18 protein-coding genes are annotated in these 20,395 nt (G+C 44.4%); 13 read left to right on the top strand and 5 right to left on the bottom strand.

Translation table 11 applies throughout. The features are described from left to right. Positions 1-25 precede the first annotated feature (25 nt). From sufC to sufB, 5 genes are read left to right on the top strand one after another with little or no spacing between them, the layout of a single operon-like run. Entirely contained in the window at positions 26-808 is a 783-nt protein-coding gene (gene sufC, locus MHH49_RS01250) for a Fe-S cluster assembly ATPase SufC (protein WP_036684347.1), read from the top strand. Positions 809-834: 26 nt separating this feature from the next. Beyond that, positions 835-2,136 (top strand): Fe-S cluster assembly protein SufD, encoded by a 1,302-nt coding sequence (gene sufD / locus MHH49_RS01245; protein ID WP_036684344.1) that lies wholly within the window; start codon positions 835-837, stop codon positions 2,134-2,136. After that, positions 2,133-3,359, top strand: a complete 1,227-nt coding sequence (locus tag MHH49_RS01240) for a cysteine desulfurase (RefSeq protein WP_326047835.1) — start codon at positions 2,133-2,135, stop codon at positions 3,357-3,359. Before sufD ends, MHH49_RS01240 begins: the two co-directional genes overlap by 4 nt. Then, positions 3,346-3,777 (top strand): Fe-S cluster assembly sulfur transfer protein SufU, encoded by a 432-nt coding sequence (sufU, locus tag MHH49_RS01235; protein WP_036684339.1) that lies wholly within the window; start codon positions 3,346-3,348, stop codon positions 3,775-3,777. Before MHH49_RS01240 ends, sufU begins: the two co-directional genes overlap by 14 nt. A gap of 24 nt (positions 3,778-3,801) precedes the next feature. After that, complete coding sequence (gene sufB, locus MHH49_RS01230) at positions 3,802-5,199, top strand: Fe-S cluster assembly protein SufB (protein ID WP_036684335.1); 1,398 nt, start codon at positions 3,802-3,804, stop codon at positions 5,197-5,199. 143 nt (positions 5,200-5,342) lie between these two features. Here the strand turns inward: sufB and MHH49_RS01225 are convergent, their stop codons facing one another. Both MHH49_RS01225 and MHH49_RS01220 read right to left on the bottom strand, forming a co-directional pair. Beyond that, positions 5,343-5,783: a hypothetical protein gene (locus MHH49_RS01225; protein ID WP_036684106.1), complete on the bottom strand. Its 441-nt coding sequence runs from the start codon at positions 5,781-5,783 to the stop codon at positions 5,343-5,345. Positions 5,784-5,879: 96 nt separating this feature from the next. Continuing rightward, complete coding sequence (locus MHH49_RS01220; protein WP_052096898.1) at positions 5,880-6,428, bottom strand: hypothetical protein; 549 nt, start codon at positions 6,426-6,428, stop codon at positions 5,880-5,882. 452 nt (positions 6,429-6,880) lie between these two features. Between MHH49_RS01220 and MHH49_RS01215 the strand changes: the two genes are divergently transcribed. From MHH49_RS01215 to MHH49_RS01205, 3 genes are all read left to right on the top strand, one after another. Then, the gene (locus MHH49_RS01215) at positions 6,881-8,641 is read left to right on the top strand and encodes an ABC transporter ATP-binding protein (RefSeq protein WP_036684103.1); all 1,761 of its coding nucleotides are present in this window, start codon (positions 6,881-6,883) and stop codon (positions 8,639-8,641) included. A 26-nt stretch (positions 8,642-8,667) separates the two neighbouring features. Then, positions 8,668-10,506, top strand: a complete 1,839-nt coding sequence (locus MHH49_RS01210) for an ABC transporter ATP-binding protein (protein WP_340952855.1) — start codon at positions 8,668-8,670, stop codon at positions 10,504-10,506. A gap of 108 nt (positions 10,507-10,614) precedes the next feature. Further along, positions 10,615-10,947: a hypothetical protein gene (locus MHH49_RS01205; RefSeq protein WP_339211714.1), complete on the top strand. Its 333-nt coding sequence runs from the start codon at positions 10,615-10,617 to the stop codon at positions 10,945-10,947. 12 nt (positions 10,948-10,959) lie between these two features. On the opposite strand, the gene MHH49_RS01200 is transcribed toward MHH49_RS01205, so the two are convergent. The 3 genes from MHH49_RS01200 to MHH49_RS01190 form a co-directional block, all read right to left on the bottom strand. Then, the gene (locus tag MHH49_RS01200; protein ID WP_052096900.1) at positions 10,960-11,208 is read right to left on the bottom strand and encodes a DUF7667 family protein; all 249 of its coding nucleotides are present in this window, start codon (positions 11,206-11,208) and stop codon (positions 10,960-10,962) included. 878 nt (positions 11,209-12,086) lie between these two features. After that, positions 12,087-13,127 carry an HD-GYP domain-containing protein gene (locus MHH49_RS01195; RefSeq protein WP_036684091.1) on the bottom strand — a complete coding sequence of 347 codons (1,041 nt, stop codon included), beginning with the start codon at positions 13,125-13,127 and terminating at the stop codon, positions 12,087-12,089. A gap of 77 nt (positions 13,128-13,204) precedes the next feature. Then, positions 13,205-13,918, bottom strand: coding sequence for a molybdenum cofactor biosynthesis protein (locus MHH49_RS01190; protein WP_036684088.1), 714 nt, complete (start codon positions 13,916-13,918; stop codon positions 13,205-13,207). 137 nt (positions 13,919-14,055) lie between these two features. On the opposite strand from MHH49_RS01190, the gene MHH49_RS01185 reads away from it, so the two are divergent. From MHH49_RS01185 to MHH49_RS01165, 5 genes are all read left to right on the top strand, one after another. Beyond that, on the top strand, positions 14,056-15,495 hold the full coding sequence (locus MHH49_RS01185) for a bifunctional metallophosphatase/5'-nucleotidase (RefSeq protein WP_036684085.1): 1,440 nt from the start codon (positions 14,056-14,058) through the stop codon (positions 15,493-15,495). 74 nt (positions 15,496-15,569) lie between these two features. After that, a complete protein-coding gene (locus MHH49_RS01180) occupies positions 15,570-16,397 on the top strand; it encodes an undecaprenyl-diphosphate phosphatase (protein WP_036684081.1) in 828 nt (275 codons plus the stop codon). Between the two features lie 144 nt (positions 16,398-16,541). Then, positions 16,542-17,648 (top strand): HD-GYP domain-containing protein, encoded by a 1,107-nt coding sequence (locus tag MHH49_RS01175; RefSeq protein ID WP_038569591.1) that lies wholly within the window; start codon positions 16,542-16,544, stop codon positions 17,646-17,648. A 227-nt stretch (positions 17,649-17,875) separates the two neighbouring features. Further along, complete coding sequence (gene yfkAB / locus MHH49_RS01170; protein WP_038569593.1) at positions 17,876-19,012, top strand: radical SAM/CxCxxxxC motif protein YfkAB; 1,137 nt, start codon at positions 17,876-17,878, stop codon at positions 19,010-19,012. Between the two features lie 20 nt (positions 19,013-19,032). Further along, complete coding sequence (locus MHH49_RS01165) at positions 19,033-20,391, top strand: hemolysin family protein (protein WP_038574290.1); 1,359 nt, start codon at positions 19,033-19,035, stop codon at positions 20,389-20,391. The last annotated feature ends 4 nt before the right edge of the window (positions 20,392-20,395 follow it).

The following is a 20,395-nucleotide window of genomic DNA, read 5'->3' as shown; positions in this document are numbered from 1 at the left end:
ATCGATCAATGGAGGGAATAATATTATGGCAGCAGAATTTGTCATTGAGGGTCTTAAAGCGACGATTGAGGGAAAAGAAATTTTGAAGGGGATTAACCTTCAAATGAAAGGTGGCGAAATTCACGCCATCATGGGACCAAACGGTACAGGTAAAAGTACTTTGGCTTCGGCGCTAATGGGTCATCCTAAATACGAAGTAACTGATGGAACTGCAACTCTTGATGGTGAAGATCTTCTGGAGATGGCTGTTGATGAACGCGCACGTGCAGGTCTTTTCCTTGCAATGCAATATCCAAGCGAAATCTCTGGAGTAACTAACTCCGACTTCTTGCGTTCTGCCATTAATTCCCGTCGTGAAGAGGGAAGCGAAATCTCGTTGATTCGTTTTATTCGCCAAATGGAAGCAAAGATGAAAGAACTAGATATGAACCCTGAGTTTTTACACCGTTACTTGAACGAAGGCTTCTCCGGTGGTGAGAAGAAACGTAATGAAATTCTACAAATGATGATGCTGGATCCAAAAATCGTGATCTTGGACGAAATTGACTCCGGTCTTGATATTGATGCTTTGAAAATTGTAGCTGAAGGCGTAAACTCCATGCGGAGCGAAGAACGCGGCTTCTTAGTTATTACCCACTATCAACGTCTTTTGAACTACATCAAACCTGATTATGTTCACGTTATGATGCAAGGTAGAATCGTGAAATCCGGTGGTCCAGAGCTTGCACAGCGTCTGGAAGCAGAGGGTTATGAATGGATTAAAGAAGAACTCGGAATTGAAGATGAAACTGTAGGGCAAGAAGCGTAAGAAACGCCAGGAAGGAGGAGACCACTATGACGACACAGACCATTCTTCCGGTGGATGCCGAACGCTTGAGCGAATTATCGCACAGCAGCGGCGAACCGGGTTGGCTGAAAGAAAGCCGCTTGAAGGCACTAGAATTGGCAGCTACTCTGACACTGCCTAAATTAGAGAAGACACGGATTGATCGTTGGAATGTCAATAATTATGGTAGCTATAAAGCAAGTGAACCTTTTGCTTCGCTAAGTGATGCACCTGCATCTATTTCTTCCTTGATCAAGGATCAGGAGGAAGGCAGCCTGATTATTCAACGCAACTCTGGTGCAGTATATACACGTATCGCTCCTGAGCTTGCAGAACAGGGTGTTATTTTTACAGATCTACAGACAGCTGTTAAAGAACACGGAGATTTGGTTCAACGTTACCTGCATAAAGCCATTCAGCCAGACGAACATTCTATCGCAGCGCTTCATGCTGCATTGTGGAATGGTGGAGTATTCCTCTATGTTCCTAAGAATGTTGTTATTGAAACTCCGCTTCAAGCAGTGCTGTTAACGGATGATGCGGAAGCTACTTTTGTTCCACACATTCTGGTCGTAGCTGATACTAACAGTTCCGTAACCTATGTAGACAACTACGTATCGGATAAAGAAGAAGCTGGACTACACAATGGTGCGGTAGAGGTATTCGTGGGCGCTGGCGCTAAAGTTCGTTATGCTACAGTGCATCAGCTTGGTGTAGATACTACAGATGTAACTTATCGCCGGGCTGTTGTTGAGAATGACGGAGTCATCGAATGGATCGTTGGTGAGATGAACTACGGAGATACTGCGAGTGATACCAAGTCTGTGCTTAAAGGCAACGGTTCTAGCTCCGATGCTAAAGTAATTGCAGTAGGTACGGGATCACAGAAACTGAATTACACCACTCAAGCTCAGCATTTTGGCAAAAGCACACCAAGTGATATGATCACTCGTGCAGTTATGCGTGATTCTGCTACTTCTATCATCAACGGAATCACCAAGATTGAGAAAGGTGCTACTAGAGCGGATGGCCAGCAAACGGAAAAAGTATTGATGCTGAGTCCAAAAGCCCGTGGTGACGCCAATCCGATCCTGCTTATTGATGAAGATGATGTTACAGCCGGCCATGCCGCTTCCGTAGGACAGGTCAATCACGAGCAAGTCTTTTACCTAATGTCCCGCGGAATTACACGGCATGATGCAGAGACTCTGATCATCTACGGCTTCTTGGCTCCTGTTGTGTCACAAATTCCACTGGAGGGACTGCGCAATCAGCTCCAATCTCTTGTGGAAAGGAAGTTAGTGCAATGATTAGCAACGCCATCCGGGAGCAATTTCCCATACTGAACCAAAATGTGAACGGACATCCACTAGTCTATCTGGACAGTGCTGCTACTTCACAGAAGCCTCGGAAAGTGATTGAGGCGGTCAAGTCGTATTATGAGTGGGATAACGCCAACGTACACCGTGGCGTCCATACTTTAGGCAGCCGAGCAACCGATGCCTACGAGGGAGCCCGGGAGAAGCTAGCTAAGTTTATTAACGCCCGCAGCACTAAAGAAATTATCTTTACACGCGGAACAACTACAGCATTAAATATTGTGGCCTCTTCTTATGGACCCTCTGCTGTGGGTGAAGGCGACGAAATCGTCATCACCTTAATGGAGCATCATAGTAATCTGATTCCATGGCAGCAGCTCGCTAAGAAGACAGGTGCTACATTAAAATATATACCGTTGCAACCTGATGGAACGGTTACGTTGGAAGCTGCCGAGCAGACGATTACGGATAAAACCAAGATCGTTGCTATCGCTTATGTATCCAACGTTATGGGAGTAACTCATCCTATTAAAGAGCTTGCGGCTATTGCTCATCGTCATGGTGCAGTAATTGTCGTAGATGGTGCACAAAGCACACCACATATGAAAGTCGATATGCAGGATCTGGATTGTGATTTCTATGCACTATCTGGTCATAAAATGCTCGCACCAACCGGAATTGGCGCTTTGTATGGCAAGAGAGCACTTCTCGAAGCCATGGAGCCCGTCGAATTCGGTGGCGAGATGATTGATGATGTGGGTCTTTATGAATCCACATGGAAAGAACTGCCTTGGAAGTTTGAAGGCGGTACGCCGATCATAGCTGGTGCTGTTGGTTTAGGTGCAGCCATTGATTTCTTACAAGAAATCGGATTGGATGAGATACACCGCCATGAGAAAGCTCTTGCAGCGTATGCAGAGCAACGTCTGTCAGAGATCGAGGGTCTGAACATTTATGGTCCTCGGAATCGTGAAGTCGGCGTTGTCACCTTTAATCTGGGTGACGTTCACCCGCATGATGTCGCTACAGTGCTAGATGCGGAAGGTATTGCCATCCGCGCTGGTCATCACTGCTGTCAGCCGCTGATGCGCTGGCTGGAAGCCAGCTCTACAGCACGTGCAAGCTTTTATCTGTATAATACTGAGCAGGATGTAGATCGATTGGTGGACGCTTTAATCAAGACAAAGGAGTACTTCAGCTATGAACTTGGATGACTTATACAGACGCGTAATTATGGATCATTATAAAAGTCCTCGGAATCGCGGTTCATTTGAAGATGATGCTCTAAAAATCGAACTGAATAATCCAACCTGTGGTGACCGTATTACTCTTCAGCTTAAGGTAGAGGATGGAATTGTAAAGGATGCCCGTTATAATGGTGAAGGCTGTTCGATCAGTATGTCATCGGCTTCGATGATGACTGAGGCGATCAAAGGACAAACGGTTGAACGTGCGCTTGAACTGGCCGATAACTTCTCCTTACTGATGAAGGGTGAAGACGTGGATTTTGGAGATTACGAAGACATTGAAGCCCTTTCGGGTGTGAATAAATTCCCTGCGCGGATCAAATGCGCAACACTGGCTTGGAACGCACTTCGTAAAGGAATTGACGAAGAAGAGCAACATAAATAACAGTAGAACAAGGAGGCTGACACCATGGCTAAGAAAGCGCCTGATATGGAAGAATACCAGTACGGGTTCCGTGATGAGCATAAGTCGATATTCCAGTCTGGTAAAGGTTTGACGGCCGAAATTGTTAAAGAAATTTCAGCGATCAAAAATGAACCACAGTGGATGCTTGACTTCCGCTTGAAATCTTTGGAGCAGTTCCGTAAAATGCCAATGCCTACATGGGGCGGCAATATGGATGATTTGGACTTCGAGGATATTCAATATTATGTAAGACCTTCAGAGAAGCAAGGGAAGACTTGGGAAGAAGTTCCTTCCGAAATCAAAGAAACCTTTGACAAGCTGGGGATTCCGGAAGCGGAACAGAAGTTCCTCGCCGGCGTATCGGCACAATATGAATCTGAGGTAGTCTATCACAGCATGCAGAAGAGCCTTGAAGATCAAGGGGTTATTTTTACAGATACCGACACTGCATTGCGTGAGCACCCAGAGCTTCTGAAAAAATATTTCGGGACGATCATCCCTCCAACCGATAATAAGTTTGCCGCACTTAACAGTGCAGTTTGGTCAGGCGGCAGCTTCATCTATGTTCCTAAAGGTGTGAAATGTGAAGTTCCTTTGCAGGCTTACTTCCGTATTAACTCCGAGAACATGGGACAATTCGAACGTACTTTGATCCTTGCGGACGAAGACAGCTTCGTGCATTACGTAGAAGGATGTACTGCTCCAATCTACAGCACGAACTCTCTGCACAGTGCGGTTGTTGAAATCTTGTGTATGAAGAACGCCCGCGTTCGTTATACCACAATCCAGAACTGGGCTCCAAACATCTACAACCTCGTTACCAAACGTGCGGTTGCAGAAGAGAATGCTACGATGGAATGGGTCGATGGTAACATCGGTTCCAAGCTGACCATGAAATATCCTGCGGTTGTTCTTAAAGGTCGTGGTGCAAAAGGTTCAGTACTATCCATCGCGGTAGCAGGTAAAGACCAGCATCAGGATGCGGGTGCCAAGATGATCCATTTGGCTCCAGATACAACATCCACCATCGTATCGAAATCCATCAGTAAACATGGCGGTAAAGTAACTTACCGTGGTCTAGCTTCCTTCGGCCGTCAAGCAGAAGGTGCGAAATCGAACATTAAATGTGATACGCTGATTTTGGATAATGAGTCCACTTCGGATACTATTCCTTACAATGAAATCATGAACGATAACATCGTTCTTGAACATGAAGCAACCGTGTCTAAAGTTTCTGAGGAGCAACTGTTTTACCTGATGAGCCGTGGCCTCACAGAAGCTGAAGCGACTCAAATGATCATCATGGGCTTCATCGAGCCGTTCACAAAAGAACTGCCGATGGAATATGCGGTCGAAATGAACCGTCTGATCAAGTTCGAGATGGAAGGTTCAATCGGTTAATAAGAGCGCTTATGAATGGAGGCCCGTCCTCCTAACGTTTATATTTCTTCAAAGCATCCGTAGATATTTTTCTACGGATGCTTTTTTTATTGGCACAATTGAAAAATCCCCGAATGCCGGGGACTTACCTTTAATATTTTCAATTATCCATTTCCGGCAACGGCAATTCCACTGAAGGATCTGGCTCCCAGAGATGCCGTTCTAATCGCTGATGCTACAATGGTGTATTGGATCTGGCCAGTAAGCACATCGGTCGAAGGCGGATAGTCGACAGCGGTGATTCCAACCATTTCATATTGGGTCGTTGTATTATTAATGTTTCCGGGGTAGGTTGTACTGAAAATTAATACATTATTGCGGTAAATACTAAAAGTAACATCATTCTGAACTATAATGCTGACATCAACACTAAGTCTGGCAAAAGCATTCAATGTGACTCTCACTAAGCCTGCATTGGCAGGGGTAACATTTACTGTCTGAAGTCCAATGTCACCGAAAACTGCACCTGAACGAACCAAATTAAGACTTTGTGCATCCATAGTGCTGCCCTGTGAAATCCGCATATCAAGAAACTGTATACTCATCCTATTCACCTAACCTCTCATTGTAGATTTTATATTTTATGAGAGAAAGAATAGAATGGCACCAAATCATTGACGGGGTTTTTTATATAGTAAAGGCTACTGTTTTGCCAGATCATTCACTTCTTTATTAAAAGCCTCTGAATATTGATTAAATTTACCTGCATCAAGTGTTAAGCTGTCATCGTTTGCTTTTGGAGGTGTCTCCTGGATCTGCTTATATAAAAGATCAATTTCTGGTGAAAGCTTGGCCCATATTTTCTTAATAGAATCATACTTAGTATCTAACTTGTTCATATATGTATCGTATTCTTTTTTCTCTTCCATGGCTTTGCCAAGCTGTTCGACCGTAAAGTCTATGTCCATGCTCGTTCCTGTACTGCTTGTACCACTTCTAGTGTATGAGATAACATCTACAAACCCTACATTCCAAATGTCGGCAATAACAAAATTGCTTATTTCTCTTAGCGTTTTTTCAGGTGAGGGTGCTGCTGTATCTGCTTTTGAGGAAATTTCCCCGAAATTAAACAAGTTTTTAGATTCGTTGATCGCTGTGTTTGCGTCCGTAGGGTTATTGTTATTTGTATTGCTACACCCTGAGAGAAGGATAATGGCGATAATACAATATAAAATAAGCTGCTTTTTCAATATAGTTCCCCTCCATAATATAAGTAAAAAGTGTTGTATTACTATATTACGGTAAATTGTGGTAAAAGTTTTACATCTGAGGCAAATTTAAGACGGCGAAAAAGTGAACTCTTCGAAACCCGGAATAAATTCCAATAATTATGCAAAAAACCGAATAAAGGTCCTCCTAATATTACACGATGATTACAATATTCATGTAGATTCTTCATTCATCAGGATTAAGGAGGAAACACGAGCATTTTAAGATAACGAGGGTCCTTTATATCATGTAGATGCTGCTTTTTTCCGAAATAACCGCAAAAACGCGCAATTCTCCCCTTTGCCGCATTAAATTATGGATGATACACTGCATAAAGTCACTAAATTGTAAGCGCTAAAAAAAGCTAGCTTACGATGTAACATTTGCTTTATACAAAAAAACGCTTACTAGGTAAGCCTTAAGGAGGAGAGATATGGATGTTCTCAGGCAACTGCGCGGTTATTATCGAGAGAAGCTGCATTTTCTGATTCTTTCGATTATATGTTTGGCCGCTGCAACTGCAGTGGGGCTGATTACCCCCAATTTGTTAAGAAAGCTGATCGATGATGTTATTGTGCCACTTAAGTTTACAGAGGTGCCAGTGCTCGCATTGAGCGTGTTAGCTGTAGTAATAGTAAAAGCATGCCTGCAGTTTGCACATGGTTTTTTTGGAGGACGGCTAGGTAACTTTCTTGCATACCGGCTGCGTAATGCTTGTTATGAGAAGCTGCAATTCCTATCTTTCCGTTATTATGATACCGCGAAAACTGGGGATTTGATGTCCCGACTAACCGGAGATTTGGAAGCGATTCGTAACTTTATCGGTTTCGGTTTTGCTCAGTTGCTTAATGTCTTTTTTATGGTCATTTTTGGTTCGATTATGATGTTCTCACTCAATTGGCAGCTTACTCTAGTAACTTTGATTACGATGCCAATCCTGGCGTTTATTGCGCTAAAATTTGAGTCTAAGATTCACCCGGCCTTTCAAGAGATGCGCCTTGCGCTCAGTTCTCTGACTACGGCTGTACAGGAGAATATCACGGGTGTGCGCACCGTCAAATCGTTTGCGAGAGAGGCTCATGAAGTAGAGAAATTCTCGCACCGTAACGAACGTTATAAGAATAACCAGATTTTTGCTGCTGAGCTCTGGAGTAAGTTTTTTCCAGCGATGGAGTTTTTAGCATCGATCAGTGCAGCTATTCTGCTTGGAGTAGGCGGAACGTTAGTTATTAAGGGGAAAATGTCACTGGGCGAACTGGTTGCTTTTTTCAGCTTAATTTGGTACATCATTGGACCGATTTGGGGTCTTGGATTCCATATTAATAACTATACACAGTCCAAAGCATCGGGAGAACGTGTATTGGAAGTACTTAATCAGAATATTGATGTGAAGGATAAAGAGAACGCCCGTGAACTGGTACCTTCTGAGGTTAAGGGAGATGTAGCGTTTAATCACGTCACATTTGCTTATGGAAACAAAATGCCTGCGGTTACAGACATTGATTTTGAGGCTAAATCTGGTGCGGTTATAGGGTTCCTTGGAGGAACGGGCTCTGGTAAATCGACCATTACACAGCTGATGATGCGTGCTTATGACGTTAATGAAGGCAGCATCACACTGGATGGGATGGACATAAGAGAATACAATGTTCGCAGCTTGCGTTCACAGATCGCGACGGTCTTTCAGGAGACCTTCCTGTTCTCCTCCTCAATTCGCAACAACATCTCCTATGGGTTGAAAAATGTAAGCATGGAAGAAATTATCCGAGCTGCACAACTTGCCAAAGCCCATGATTTCATCATGGAGATGGAAGATGGTTATGACACTGTGGTGGGTGAGCGCGGAATGGGTCTTTCCGGTGGACAAAAGCAACGGATTGCCATCGCTAGAGCCCTGCTTAAGAATCCGCGGATTCTTATCCTCGATGATGCGACCAGCGCTGTCGATATGGAGACGGAGCACGAGATTCAAGCCGGATTCCAAGAGGTCATGAAGGGGCGCACTACACTTATTATTGCCCATCGGATCTCCTCCTTGCGCCATGCGGATCAGATTATCGTCATGAACGAAGGTCATGTACAGCAGCGTGGTACCCATAAAGAGCTAATTGAAGTGCCGGGTCCTTATCAGGATGTATACCGGATACAGTATGCTGATTATCTGGCCAGAGCGACCGGAAGAGGGGAGGAGTGAGGCATATGAAACTTGAAGCCAAACCAATGACCGCTACGGGAGCAAAAAATAAAGCAGCCGAGCAGCAAGAGCTGGATGAACGTTTTGTATATAAAGATGATGATGTCATCGATAAGGCTTTTGACTGGAAGCAATTCACCAGACTGTTCGGGTACATGAAGCCTTATGCAAAGCAGATGCTTCCATTGGTGTCCATCATGATGATTCTGGGAACTATCACGAAGTTGACCGTCCCGTTCCTAACAAGTTTAGCCATTGACCGTGCGATTGCACCAAAGGTGGGGAATCCCAGCTTATCTCTGCTATATTCGCTTACAGCAGGGGTAATCGTCTTATATCTGATTCAATGGATTGCGGGAGTATACCGGATTAAATACACGAACATCATCGGCCAAAGAGTGATTTATGATTTGCGCTCAGATTTGTTCAAGCATATTCAGAAGCTCTCCTTTAACTTCTTTGATAAACGTCCGGCAGGTTCGGTATTAGTGCGGGTAACCAATGATATCAACTCTTTGCAGGACTTGTTCACAAACGGGGTTGTCAATCTGATGATCGACTGCGTGCAGCTTATGGGGATTACCATTATTCTGCTAGTGATCAACTGGAAGCTAGGTCTTGCAGTAATGGTTACGGTTCCGATTATGTTCTTTGTTTCAACTAAGCTGCGCCAAAAGATTCGGATCGCTTGGCAGGATGTGCGGATGAAGAACTCCAGAATTAATTCTCATTTAAATGAATCGATTCAGGGAATCAGAGTCACACAAGCCTACACCCAAGAACAAGAAAATATGAATTATTTCGATGTTATGAATACCGACAGCAAAAAATCCTGGAACAAAGCCTCTGCGATGAACCAGGCGTTCGGTCCGATTATTGAGGTCACAGGTGGTTTTGGGACAATGATCCTCTTTTGGCTGGGGGCTTATCTGATCCAATCTGGAGAACTCACAGTAGGTATGCTGGTAGCATTCAGTTCTTATGTCAGCAACTTCTGGGACCCGATTAATCGCCTTGGGCAGATGTACAATCAGCTGCTTGTGGCAATGGCTTCCTCGGAACGGATCTTTGAATATTTGGATGAGCAACCTGCGGTTCAAGATAATCCTGGTGCTAAGCCAATGGGAACGATTCGTGGGGATATTAACTTTGAGAAGGTCATTTTTGAATATGAAAAAGGCCGGGCTGCATTAAAAGGTATTGATCTGGATGTAAAAGCAGGACAGTCGATCGCGCTCGTAGGTCATACAGGTTCTGGTAAAAGTACGATCATTAACCTGATTGGCCGGTTTTATGATATCAAAAGCGGCCGAATCACGATAGACGGTGAAGATATCCGCGGGGTTACGTTAGACAGCCTGCGAAGGCAGATCGGAATCGTGCTGCAAGATACCTTTATTTTCTCGGGAACGATTCGGGATAATATCCGTTTTGGCCGTCTGGAGGCTACAAATGAAGAAGTGGAAAATGCTGCAAAAGCCGTGGATGCCCACGACTTCATCATGAAGCTGCCCGGTGGGTATGAGACAGAGGTGGAAGAGCGCGGCAGCGCGTTGTCGATGGGACAACGTCAGCTTCTCTCCTTCGCCCGGGCGCTCTTGGCAAATCCGCGTATTCTAATCCTGGATGAGGCAACTGCCAGCATTGATACGGAGACAGAGCTGAAGATCCAGGAGGCACTCAAAATCCTGCTTCAAGGCCGAACCTCCTTTATCGTAGCGCACAGACTTTCTACCATCCGCCATGCGGATAAAATAGTCGTTCTCGATCACGGAGAGATTAAAGAAGAAGGAAACCATCATGAGTTGACATCCCGTGATGGGGTATACAACGGTCTGATCGAAGCGCAATTCCGCTTCCTATAGACCGACAGAACGGAACAGAACAGAACAACAGCTCATTCCCGTTGCTTAGGCAAATGCGGGGTGGGCTGTTTTTTATAGGGATATAGTGATTAATGTGGCCGGGGCTTGGTGGATCAGAGTAGAGTGGAATATGGCAGAGGTATTACGGGACAAGGTAACCGAAGAACGGCAGAACGGAAGAACGGAAGAAGGGCAAAACGGAAGATTGGAAGAACGGCAGAACAGCAGAACGTAAGAATGCAAGAACAGCAGAACGGCAGAACAGCAGAACGTAAGAATGCAAGAACAGCAGAACGGCAGAACGGTAGAATGGAAGAATGGAAGAATGGAAGAATGGAAGAATGGAAGAACAGCAGAACAGCAGAACAGCAGAACGGCAGAATGGAAGAACAGCAGAACGTAAGAATGCAAGAACAGCAGAACATAATACAGCAGGGTTAGATTTCTATTCAGTTACTTAGGACGTTTGGATACCCTGCCCGTCACACGCAGCTCAAACATTTGTGCACAAATATCTTGATGCCATTGTAGATCAGCTGTCTGTTCCGCTAATTGGATTTCATTTTGCAATCGGGCCATCTCATAGCAGTAGGTAGCGTTTATTTGCAGGCACTGCTGTTGTTCCGTTTCCTCAGCAGCAGTAAGCTGCCGTCTACGGCTCAGGGTGAACAACTCGGCAAGGCGTTCATGGACAGGAAGCATGCTTTTTTCCTCCTACAGCAATTTAAAACCACATATTAGTCTCGCCATGAGAAGAGAAATTTAAACGTTACGTCAGATAATTAAATTGAGGGGCCTTACTATGCTGAGGGTAGGAGGAACTATCTTCGAAGTCAGAAGGAAACAAGTAGAGGTGAAAATCGAGGGAAGTTTAGGAGTAATCAGGAAACGAATCGTTTAGTTGCAGTTTGTACAATAGTAACCGCCATTCTCGTTATAAAAATACTGTTAATTGCACTTTGTGCAGCTATTTTCGAGAAATGTGCTTATTAAGGGCATTTTCCTTAATTCTAGTTGCACAAAGTACAACTAAATCAGAAATCGGCTCGCTAGACGTGGATTTAGTTGCACAAAGTACAACTAAATCAGAAATCGGCTCGCTAGACGTGGATTTAGTTGCAAAAGTACAACTAAATCAGAAATCGGCTCGCTAGACGTGGATTTAGTTGCACAAAGAACAACTAAATCACAATTCAGCTCGCTAGACGTGGATTTAGTTGCAAAAGTACAACTAAATCACAATTCAGCTCGCTAGACGTGGATACTGTTGCACAAAGTACAACAAAATCAGAAATCGGCTCGCTAGAAGTGGATTTAGTTGCACAAAGTACAACTAAATCACAATTCAGCTCGTTAGACGTGGATACTGTTGCACAAAGTACAACTAAATCACAATTCAGCTCGTTAGATGTGGATTCTAGTTGCACAAAGTACAACTAAATCAGAAGTCAGCCTGGTAGACATGAATTTTGTTGCACAAAGTACAACTAAAAAATCCCCCGTAGTCAAACCGGGGGATTTAGTGTACAAACAGCAGCTGTGAACCTTTTGCTAAACAACGCAGGACCTCAAGAAACGCCCTAGTCCATGTAGATTTCCACAATCGTAACGTTACGTTCGCGGGCTAGATCGACAAATAATCCATCGATCTTTACCAGCGGACGGAAAATATCAACTGGATTGTTCATGATAATCACACCTGTGTCCCCCGTGTTCAGTAATACTCGCTTGCCGATAAAGTTAGGCATTAAATGCTGTATAAAGGCTTGAACCGTTCTGCCGTTCAGCTTACCAAAGCTGAGGTCATTTAGTTCACGTAGGACAGAAATAAGCTCTTGCTTGGACTGATAGACGCGTTTAGAAGTCATCGCACTATAGATGTCAGCTACAGCAGCAATTTGCGCATAAGGATGAATATCGGATTTGGTTAGCTTATTAGGATAGCCAGAGCCGTCCTCACGTTCATGATGCTGCAAGGCTGCCAAGGCTGTATGTGAGTCATCCATAGAATTGCGGATAATTTCGTAGCCGTACTTAGTATGTAGTTTAACTTCTTCGAATTCTTCCGCGGTTAATTTCCCAGGCTTATTTAATAGTGCAGGTGAGATTCTACATTTTCCAATATCAATTAAATATCCAGCTCGTCCAATCTCATAGCATTCTTGTTTGGAATACCCAAGCCAGATTGCAATATAATAAGAGAGCATACCTACCTGCAAAGAGTGATTGTAGGTATAATTATCTTCGCGATCGAGCAGAAGCAGCAGGGAGACTACATCCTTTTGCTTGTCCAACGATTGAAGCGAAGGCTGAAGAATGTCGTTAACCACGGATTGGTTAAAGCTTCCTTTTAATAGTGCTTCCATATAAAGATTCTCAAAGCCGTCAATCATGGTATCAAAACTAGTGGTCACCGTCTGAATAATTGAAGGTCTGCTTAATGGGGCAGGTTCTTCCACTAACGTCTGGATATCAACATAATCAACTCCATGCTGCATCAGCTTGGCGATATCATCTATCTGGAGCAGCGATCCCTTTGGTAATACATGCAGACCTCTTGAACTATAAGCGTCTGAGTTGAGGTGATTACCAGGTTTTAGATCCGAGACGTGTACTCTCAATGCCTATGCCACCTTTTATCCGATTTTATCCAGAATATCAACAAAGTGCAGATTTTTCAATGAAAAAGGAGTGAAGATTAATTGTGGAGGGAATCGGCAGCCTTTTGTTCAGAGCCTACCCAGTGCTGGCCTGATTCATTGATGTCTTTTTTCCAGATAGGGACGGTCTGTTTCAGCAGTTCAATGGCCAGACGACTAGCCTCGTAACAGGTATCGCGATGAGGGGTAGAGACGGCAATGATAACGCTTGCTTCCTTCAGGCCTACAAGCCCAATGCGGTGGGAAATCGCGCAGCGTGCATTCCAGCGATTCTGCACCTCGTCACCAATTTCTTTCAGCTTGCTTAAGGCCATAGGAATATAGGCTTCATAGTCTAATGCTGTTGTACGTAGTTCTCCGGTCATTTCGCGTGTAGTTCCTACAAATAATAGGGATGCTCCATGATTGGCGTCGAGGACGGCATCCAGAAGCTTCTCAGCATTTAAAGGCAGATCCGTTATGCTATAGAGGCCGTCAGAAGTGCTCTCATATAAAGAACCATTCTCTCCACCGGAAACGGGAGGGATTAATGCAACTTCGGCAGACTCGGTGATGAGGGCTTCATCAGGTGCATATTCCCGGTCAATGGCGACCAAAGAAGTTCCAATTAGGGATGCTGCATCCGGATAAGAGGTTGAAAGGAGTTCTTTTAACTTCCCAGCGGTTAAGGGATTCTCTGTCGCATGAAAGGTCAGAGAAGATGAGCCGATAATCTCAGCCAAACCCGCGAACAGACGGATTGTGATATGCATACTTATTCACCTCTGAAATATGTTGTAATGTCTACAATATACCATAATGAGCCTGAAAATGTTATGCTAGGCTCTATAAGATCATGCATCGGCTGCTTCATTAAAGAGCGGCTCAACAGGTAGGAGGAATGTTGCTAATGGGGCATGTGCCGCAAAGACTGACCATACTTCATACCAATGATATACATAGCCATTTCGAAATGGTGAGTCCATTGGCAGCAGAAATCGAGAGACAAAGAGCTGCAGCGGGGGAAGAGCCTGTGCTGTTGCTGGATATTGGCGATCATATGGATCGTGCAGCCGTCGAGACAGAAGGAACTATGGGTCAGGCTAACATCGATGTACTTAACTTAACAGGATATGATACTGTAACCATCGGTAATAATGAGGGGTTAACATTCTCACAGGAGATGTTATCCTCTATTTTCTCCGGCTTACAGTGCCCAGTGGTATGCTGTAATTTTGTGGAGACTGCAACAGGGGAACCTCCCCACTGGATGAAGCGTCATGCCATCTTGGAGAAGGATGGAATCAGAATAGGAATAACTGGAGCGACAGCGGCATTTAGTTCGTTCTATTCCTTGCTGGGCTGGGATGCCCTGGATCCCGAGACAACCCTTCGGGAACAATGCCTTCTTTTAGCTCCCCAGGTGGATATTCTAATCATCCTTTCTCATTTGGGGCTTCCCGCAGATCGAATTCTGGCAGAGCGGCTGGAAGGTGTGCATGCTATTCTTGGTGGACATACGCATCATATGCTGGAAGAGCCGCTCATGATTAACGGAACAGCTGTATGTGGAGCGGGGAAATTCGGGCGTTACCTCGGGCGGCTTCAATTTGAGCGGAGAGAGGGACAAACTGGATTCAGTCTGGTGGCAGGTGAATGTATTCCGATTGACCCAGAACTGAAGGAAGAGGTTGTAGGTCCTGCCGCTACTATTCATTTGGAGCGTGGTCGTGAGGCTCTTCAGCAGACCGTTGCGATCACAGATCGTGAGCTTCCTTTGAATTTGCAGGGAGAATCCCCTTTTGGCAATCTTTTAGCCCAAGCTGTACGTAGATTTACAGGCGCCAGTTTGTCGATAGTTAACACAGGTCAGCTTCTAGGACCTTTGCCTGAAGGGGAGGTTACAACGGGAATGCTGCACGCCCTATGTCCTTCTCCCATTAATACCTGCGTAATCAAGCTGAAAGGCCTAGATATTCGCATAGCTTTGGAGCAGAGTCTTACGGAAGAATTTTATAATAAGGTGATTTTTGGGTATGGCTTTCGCGGGAATTATCTGGGCAGCTTAGCAGTAGATGGGATAAAAATCTTGTACGATCCGCAGCAGATACCGTATGATAACAATATTGCAGTTTTTGTCGAAGGAAATCCGCTGGAGGATGATAAAGAGTATAATGTTGGTACGCTGGACATGTTTACTTTCCGTGCAGGCTATGAGACGATCGCCAATGGGAAGGATCCTTTATTTTTGCTGCCTCATTTTTTACGCGACCTGCTTGGGATGGAATTGCAGCGCCCGGACAGTCTTGATGAATGCATGCTCACTCGCTGGCAGATCAAGTCTGAGTAAACCTGCAGCTTACAAGATTTACTTTTTGATTCCATTTAGACAGTGCTAGATTCCCAAAAAAATAGGAGGAAATTATGGACACGATTACAGCTATTATTTTAGCAATTGTCGAAGGGATCACTGAATTTATTCCTGTTTCTTCTACAGGACACATGATCTTGACCTCGAAGCTTCTGGGCTTTGATGAGCAGGATTCGATTATGAAGACTTATGAAATCGTTATTCAGCTAGGGGCAATATTGGCGATTGCGCTTGTTTACCGCGAGCGTGTGCTTAATTTGCTGGGCATTGGGCGTAAGAACTCAGGAAGAGGCGGTGTGATGCCGGCGTCTCGTTTGAACTTAATCCATGTAATACTTGGGATTGCCCCAGCACTAGCTGTGGCATTTTTTGCCCGCGATTTTATAAAAAGTCTCTTTGGGGCCACGACTGTTCTTTGGGCGCTTGTCGCCGGAGGGATTCTAATGATTATCGCAGAATGGGTAAATAGACGCAAAATTAGAGTTACAGCGCATGAGCTAGACGATCTTTCTTACGGACAGGCGCTGGCTATCGGGATGTATCAGATTATTTCAGTGCTGTGGCCAGGATTTTCCCGTTCGGGATCTACGATTTCCGGAGGGATGTTAAGTGGAGTTAGTTATAAAGCTTCTGCGGATTTCTCCTTCCTTATAGCCATTCCTATTATGTGTGCGGCTTCCGGATATGAACTGTTGGATTCTTATAAGAACTTCACTAGTGAGACGATTGGCTATTTTGTAATTGGATTTCTGATTTCTTTTGTAGTGGCTTATGTAGTGGTCATTTTGTTTATGAAATTGATTCAAAAGATTAGATTGACGCATTTCGCGATCTACAGATTTATTCTTGCTGCTATATTCTGGTTGTTTATTATGCGTTAATGCCCATAGGCAAAGACCTAGACACACCCGATGTTCTTCATGGTGCACCTGTCTGATCTCTACATAAACGGTATAGACAAAGCGTGTGACCCAAGGATTTCAAAACAGAATAGCATTTTACCGTTAAAGGCAGGAGTGAGCTAAGTGCGTTTAGTATCCGTGAATCAGCTTCAAGCAGGCATGAAATTAGGTAAAAAAATATATAATGATGAAGGTCTAACTCTCCTCGCGGATGGGGTGGAGCTTACTGATGCGTTGATCAAGAGGCTTGCAAGAATTGACATCGGTTATATTTACATAGAGGACTCTGTCACGGACGATGTTGAGATTATAGGTATGCTTCAAGATGAGACGCGCAATCAGGCACTGAAGGTGATTCGTAATCAGTTTCAGCAAATGACAGGCGCTTCAGGAATAAGTAAGGGATTCTACCATCTGGATAAAAAATTCTCAAAAATCATGGATAGCATCCTGGATGATTTGTCTTTACAAGAAGATCCGATGATCATGCTGCTTGATATGCACACTGCTGATAACTACTTGTACGTCCATTCCCTGAACGTCTGCTTGTACACTTTGGTGCTTGGCATTGCGCATGGGTACAGCAAAGAGGAGCTTCGAGTGATTGGTCTGGGTGCGCTGCTGCATGATATTGGCAAGACCCAAGTCCCGATAAAAATCATTCAAAAACCCGGCAAGCTCAGTGAAGATGAATTTCGGCATATGCAGGCACACACCGAGATCGGGTATCAGATTCTCAAGGAAGAACCGAATATCCCGCTGCTCGCGGCTCATTGTGCGCTTCAGCATCATGAACGCATTGACGGATCCGGATATCCGCGGGGATTAAAAGGACCTCAAATTCATGAATATGCCAAATGGTTGGGCGTGGCTGATTCCTACGATGCCATGACCTCCAACCGGGTCTACAAAAAGGCTATGCTGCCACATCAAGCCGTTGAGGCGCTTTATGTAGGTTCCGGTACATTGTATGAGCAGAAGCAGCTAGAGTTATTTAGAGATCGTGTGGCTATCTATCCACTTGGTCTTACGGTGAAGCTCAGTACGGGTGAAAGTGGAGTTGTTGTCAAAATAGATCCAAGTACGCCTCACAGACCGATCGTACGTGTGCTTACAGGGCCTGAAGGAGAGAAAGTCGTACCGTTCGAAAGGGATCTAGGAAAAGCCCTCTCCGTTGTTATCGTTGACGTCGCAGATCAAGGCGATTCTGTGGGAACGCCAAAATATTAATCATAGCAGCGAAGAGAGAAGATTAGGCTTGTCCGCATAACTCGCGGAAGCCTATTTTTCGTCTCGCTGCTATTATTTTTTATAGTGAAAAAGCTTGTAAGAACAGTCCGAAAGACATCCGAAGTGCAGTTTTTCTGACTAACGTGGTATGATATAGGATAAGACACCGTTCAATCTTCATGATTATGGGTTAATAATAGGAATAAGATTTAAAGGAGCTAGTACAAATGAATGTTTTAAGACCATTAACATCTTCAACGAAGGAGCTGTCGCCAAGCTACGATCCATGGGATCCCATTACTTCTTTACGCAAGCATGGACGCCATGTGCTTACGAGTGTGGAATTTACAGTAACCAATTTATGTAATATGCGGTGTGAACACTGTGCGGTAGGTGATAGTTTAACCTCTAGAGAAGGGGATATGCTGCCACTTAAAAATATGTTGGACCGTTTAGATGAAGTAGAGCATCTGGAGACTATTAGTATTACCGGCGGAGAGCCTATGTTTTTGGCCGGAACGGTGGATAATATCATAGTGCCGCTCTTAAAGTATGCCAAAGAGCGGGGGATTAGATCGCAAATTAATTCTAATCTGACGATGCCGTATGCTCGATATGAAAAGCTGCTTCCGTATTTGGACGTTATGCATATTTCTTTTAATTATGTGAACGGAGACGATTTTCATGAAGTTGGTTTTGCCAACAGCGGGCATGCTGTTTCAAAGGAAAGTGCATATCGGTTATATAATGCAATGATTGAGAATTCTCGACGGCTAAGTGAGGATGGTATGCTAATTTCTGCGGAAACTATGATTAATTACCGTACACATACTAAGCTGCCTGAAATTCATAAGTTGATTCTCGATATGGGCGCCAAACGGCATGAGGTACATCCTATGTACAACTCCAGCTTTGCTTCGGCGTTGCCAGTGTTGTCCTTGAATGAAATGCGGACGGCAATCCATAAACTACTGGATACCCGTGATCCGGAGATTTGGATGCTGTTTGGGACCCTTCCGTTTTTTGCTTGCAGCTTCCTGGAAGAAGACCAGAAGCTGATAAGCAGAATGCGCGCCGAGAAGAATGTTACCCTTCGCAATGATCCGGATGGCCGGAATCGAGTGAACGTAAACATGTTTACGGGCGATGTTTTTGTTACAGATTTCGCTGATATCGCAGCCTTTGGCAACATCGAGAACCAAAAGCTGGATGATATATTTATCGATTGGCAGACTAAACACCCGCTGAACCAAAAGGTGAACTGCCACTGCGATGCAGCAGGCTGCTGCGGACCTAATCTGTTAGTGGCGGATATGTATTATCCGGAAGTTGACTTCAAAACTAGAAAAGCGATCAATCTGTAGAAATGAGGCGTTGTTAAGTGGTGCATACGGAATTTGAAGTAGGGAGATTATTGCTTAATCTTTTGCTGGTTCTGGTGCTCGTATTATTGAACGGTATTTTTGTAGCAGCGGAATTTTCATTAGTTAAGGTCAGGCAGTCCCGCCTGACCCAACTTGTCAGTGAAGGTAATAAAATGGCTGGATATGCTCTGAAAGTAAATAAGAGACTGGACTCCTATTTATCCGCCACTCAGTTTGGGATAACACTTGCATCGCTGGGCTTAGGTTGGGTTGGAGAGCCCGCGATTTCTGAGCTGTTGGTCGAACCTTTAATGTACCAGATGGGGATCACCGATCATACCCTGATTTCTACTGTATCTGTGATTATTGGATTTTCGATCATTACATTTTTACATATTGTACTTGGGGAGCTTGCTCCTAAATCGCTCGCGATTCAAAGAACAGAAGGTTCGGCACTGTTGTTATCTGCACCCCTGATGTTCTTCTATAATGTGTTCATGCCTTTTATCTGGGTGCTGAACGCTTCAGCCAACGCGTTGCTTCGGTTAGTTGGTGTGGAGCCTGCAAATGAAAGTGAAGCAGCACACTCGGAAGAGGAAATACGTATTTTGATGAATCAGAGCGCCAAGAGTGGCGTCATTGACAAAGATGAAATGAAACTAATGGATAATATCTTTGAATTCTCAGATCTGCTTGCACGTGAAGTCATGCTGCCTCGTACAGATATGGATGTGCTTTACAGCAATCTTTCGTTAGAAGAAAATATGAAGATTATTACCGAAACGAGACATTCACGTTATCCGGTTGCTCTGGAAGATAAGGACCGTATTATCGGTTTTATTCATATTACCGACCTGTTGTTTGCTCCACCGGAGCAGCAGAATGATCTTACAACTCTGGTTCGGCCTATCCTTAACGTTCCGGAATCGATGGAGATCAGTCATACTCTTCGTTTTATGCAGAAGAATAAGGCGCAGCTAACGTTGGTTGTCGATGAATATGGCGGCACAGCAGGTTTGCTGACAGCAGAAGAGATTCTGGAAGAAATCGTAGGAGATCTGCATGACGAGTTCGAAGATGAGCGTCCAAGTGTGGAACATAACGGGGAGTATATCTCTGTTGAGGGCCGGATGCTGATTGAGGATGTCAACGATCTTACGGGTGTTGTGATTGAAGATGATGAGGTGGATTCCATCGGCGGCTGGTTGTTTAAGGAGCTGGAGGGTAATCCAACCAAAGGAAAACGTGTCAAAGTTGAAGATGTTATTTTTGAAGTCGAGGAATCGACAAGATTGCGTATCACTAGAATTAATATCCACCGGGAACCCCGTGTTGCGGATGAAGAAACCTCATCAAAATTGGACGAGGATAAAGAATAACCTA

Source organism: Paenibacillus sp. FSL F4-0122, from assembly GCF_038002845.1.
Lineage (GTDB): Bacteria > Bacillota > Bacilli > Paenibacillales > Paenibacillaceae > Paenibacillus_AQ > Paenibacillus_AQ odorifer.
This window is presented reverse-complemented; position numbering and strand designations above follow the sequence as displayed.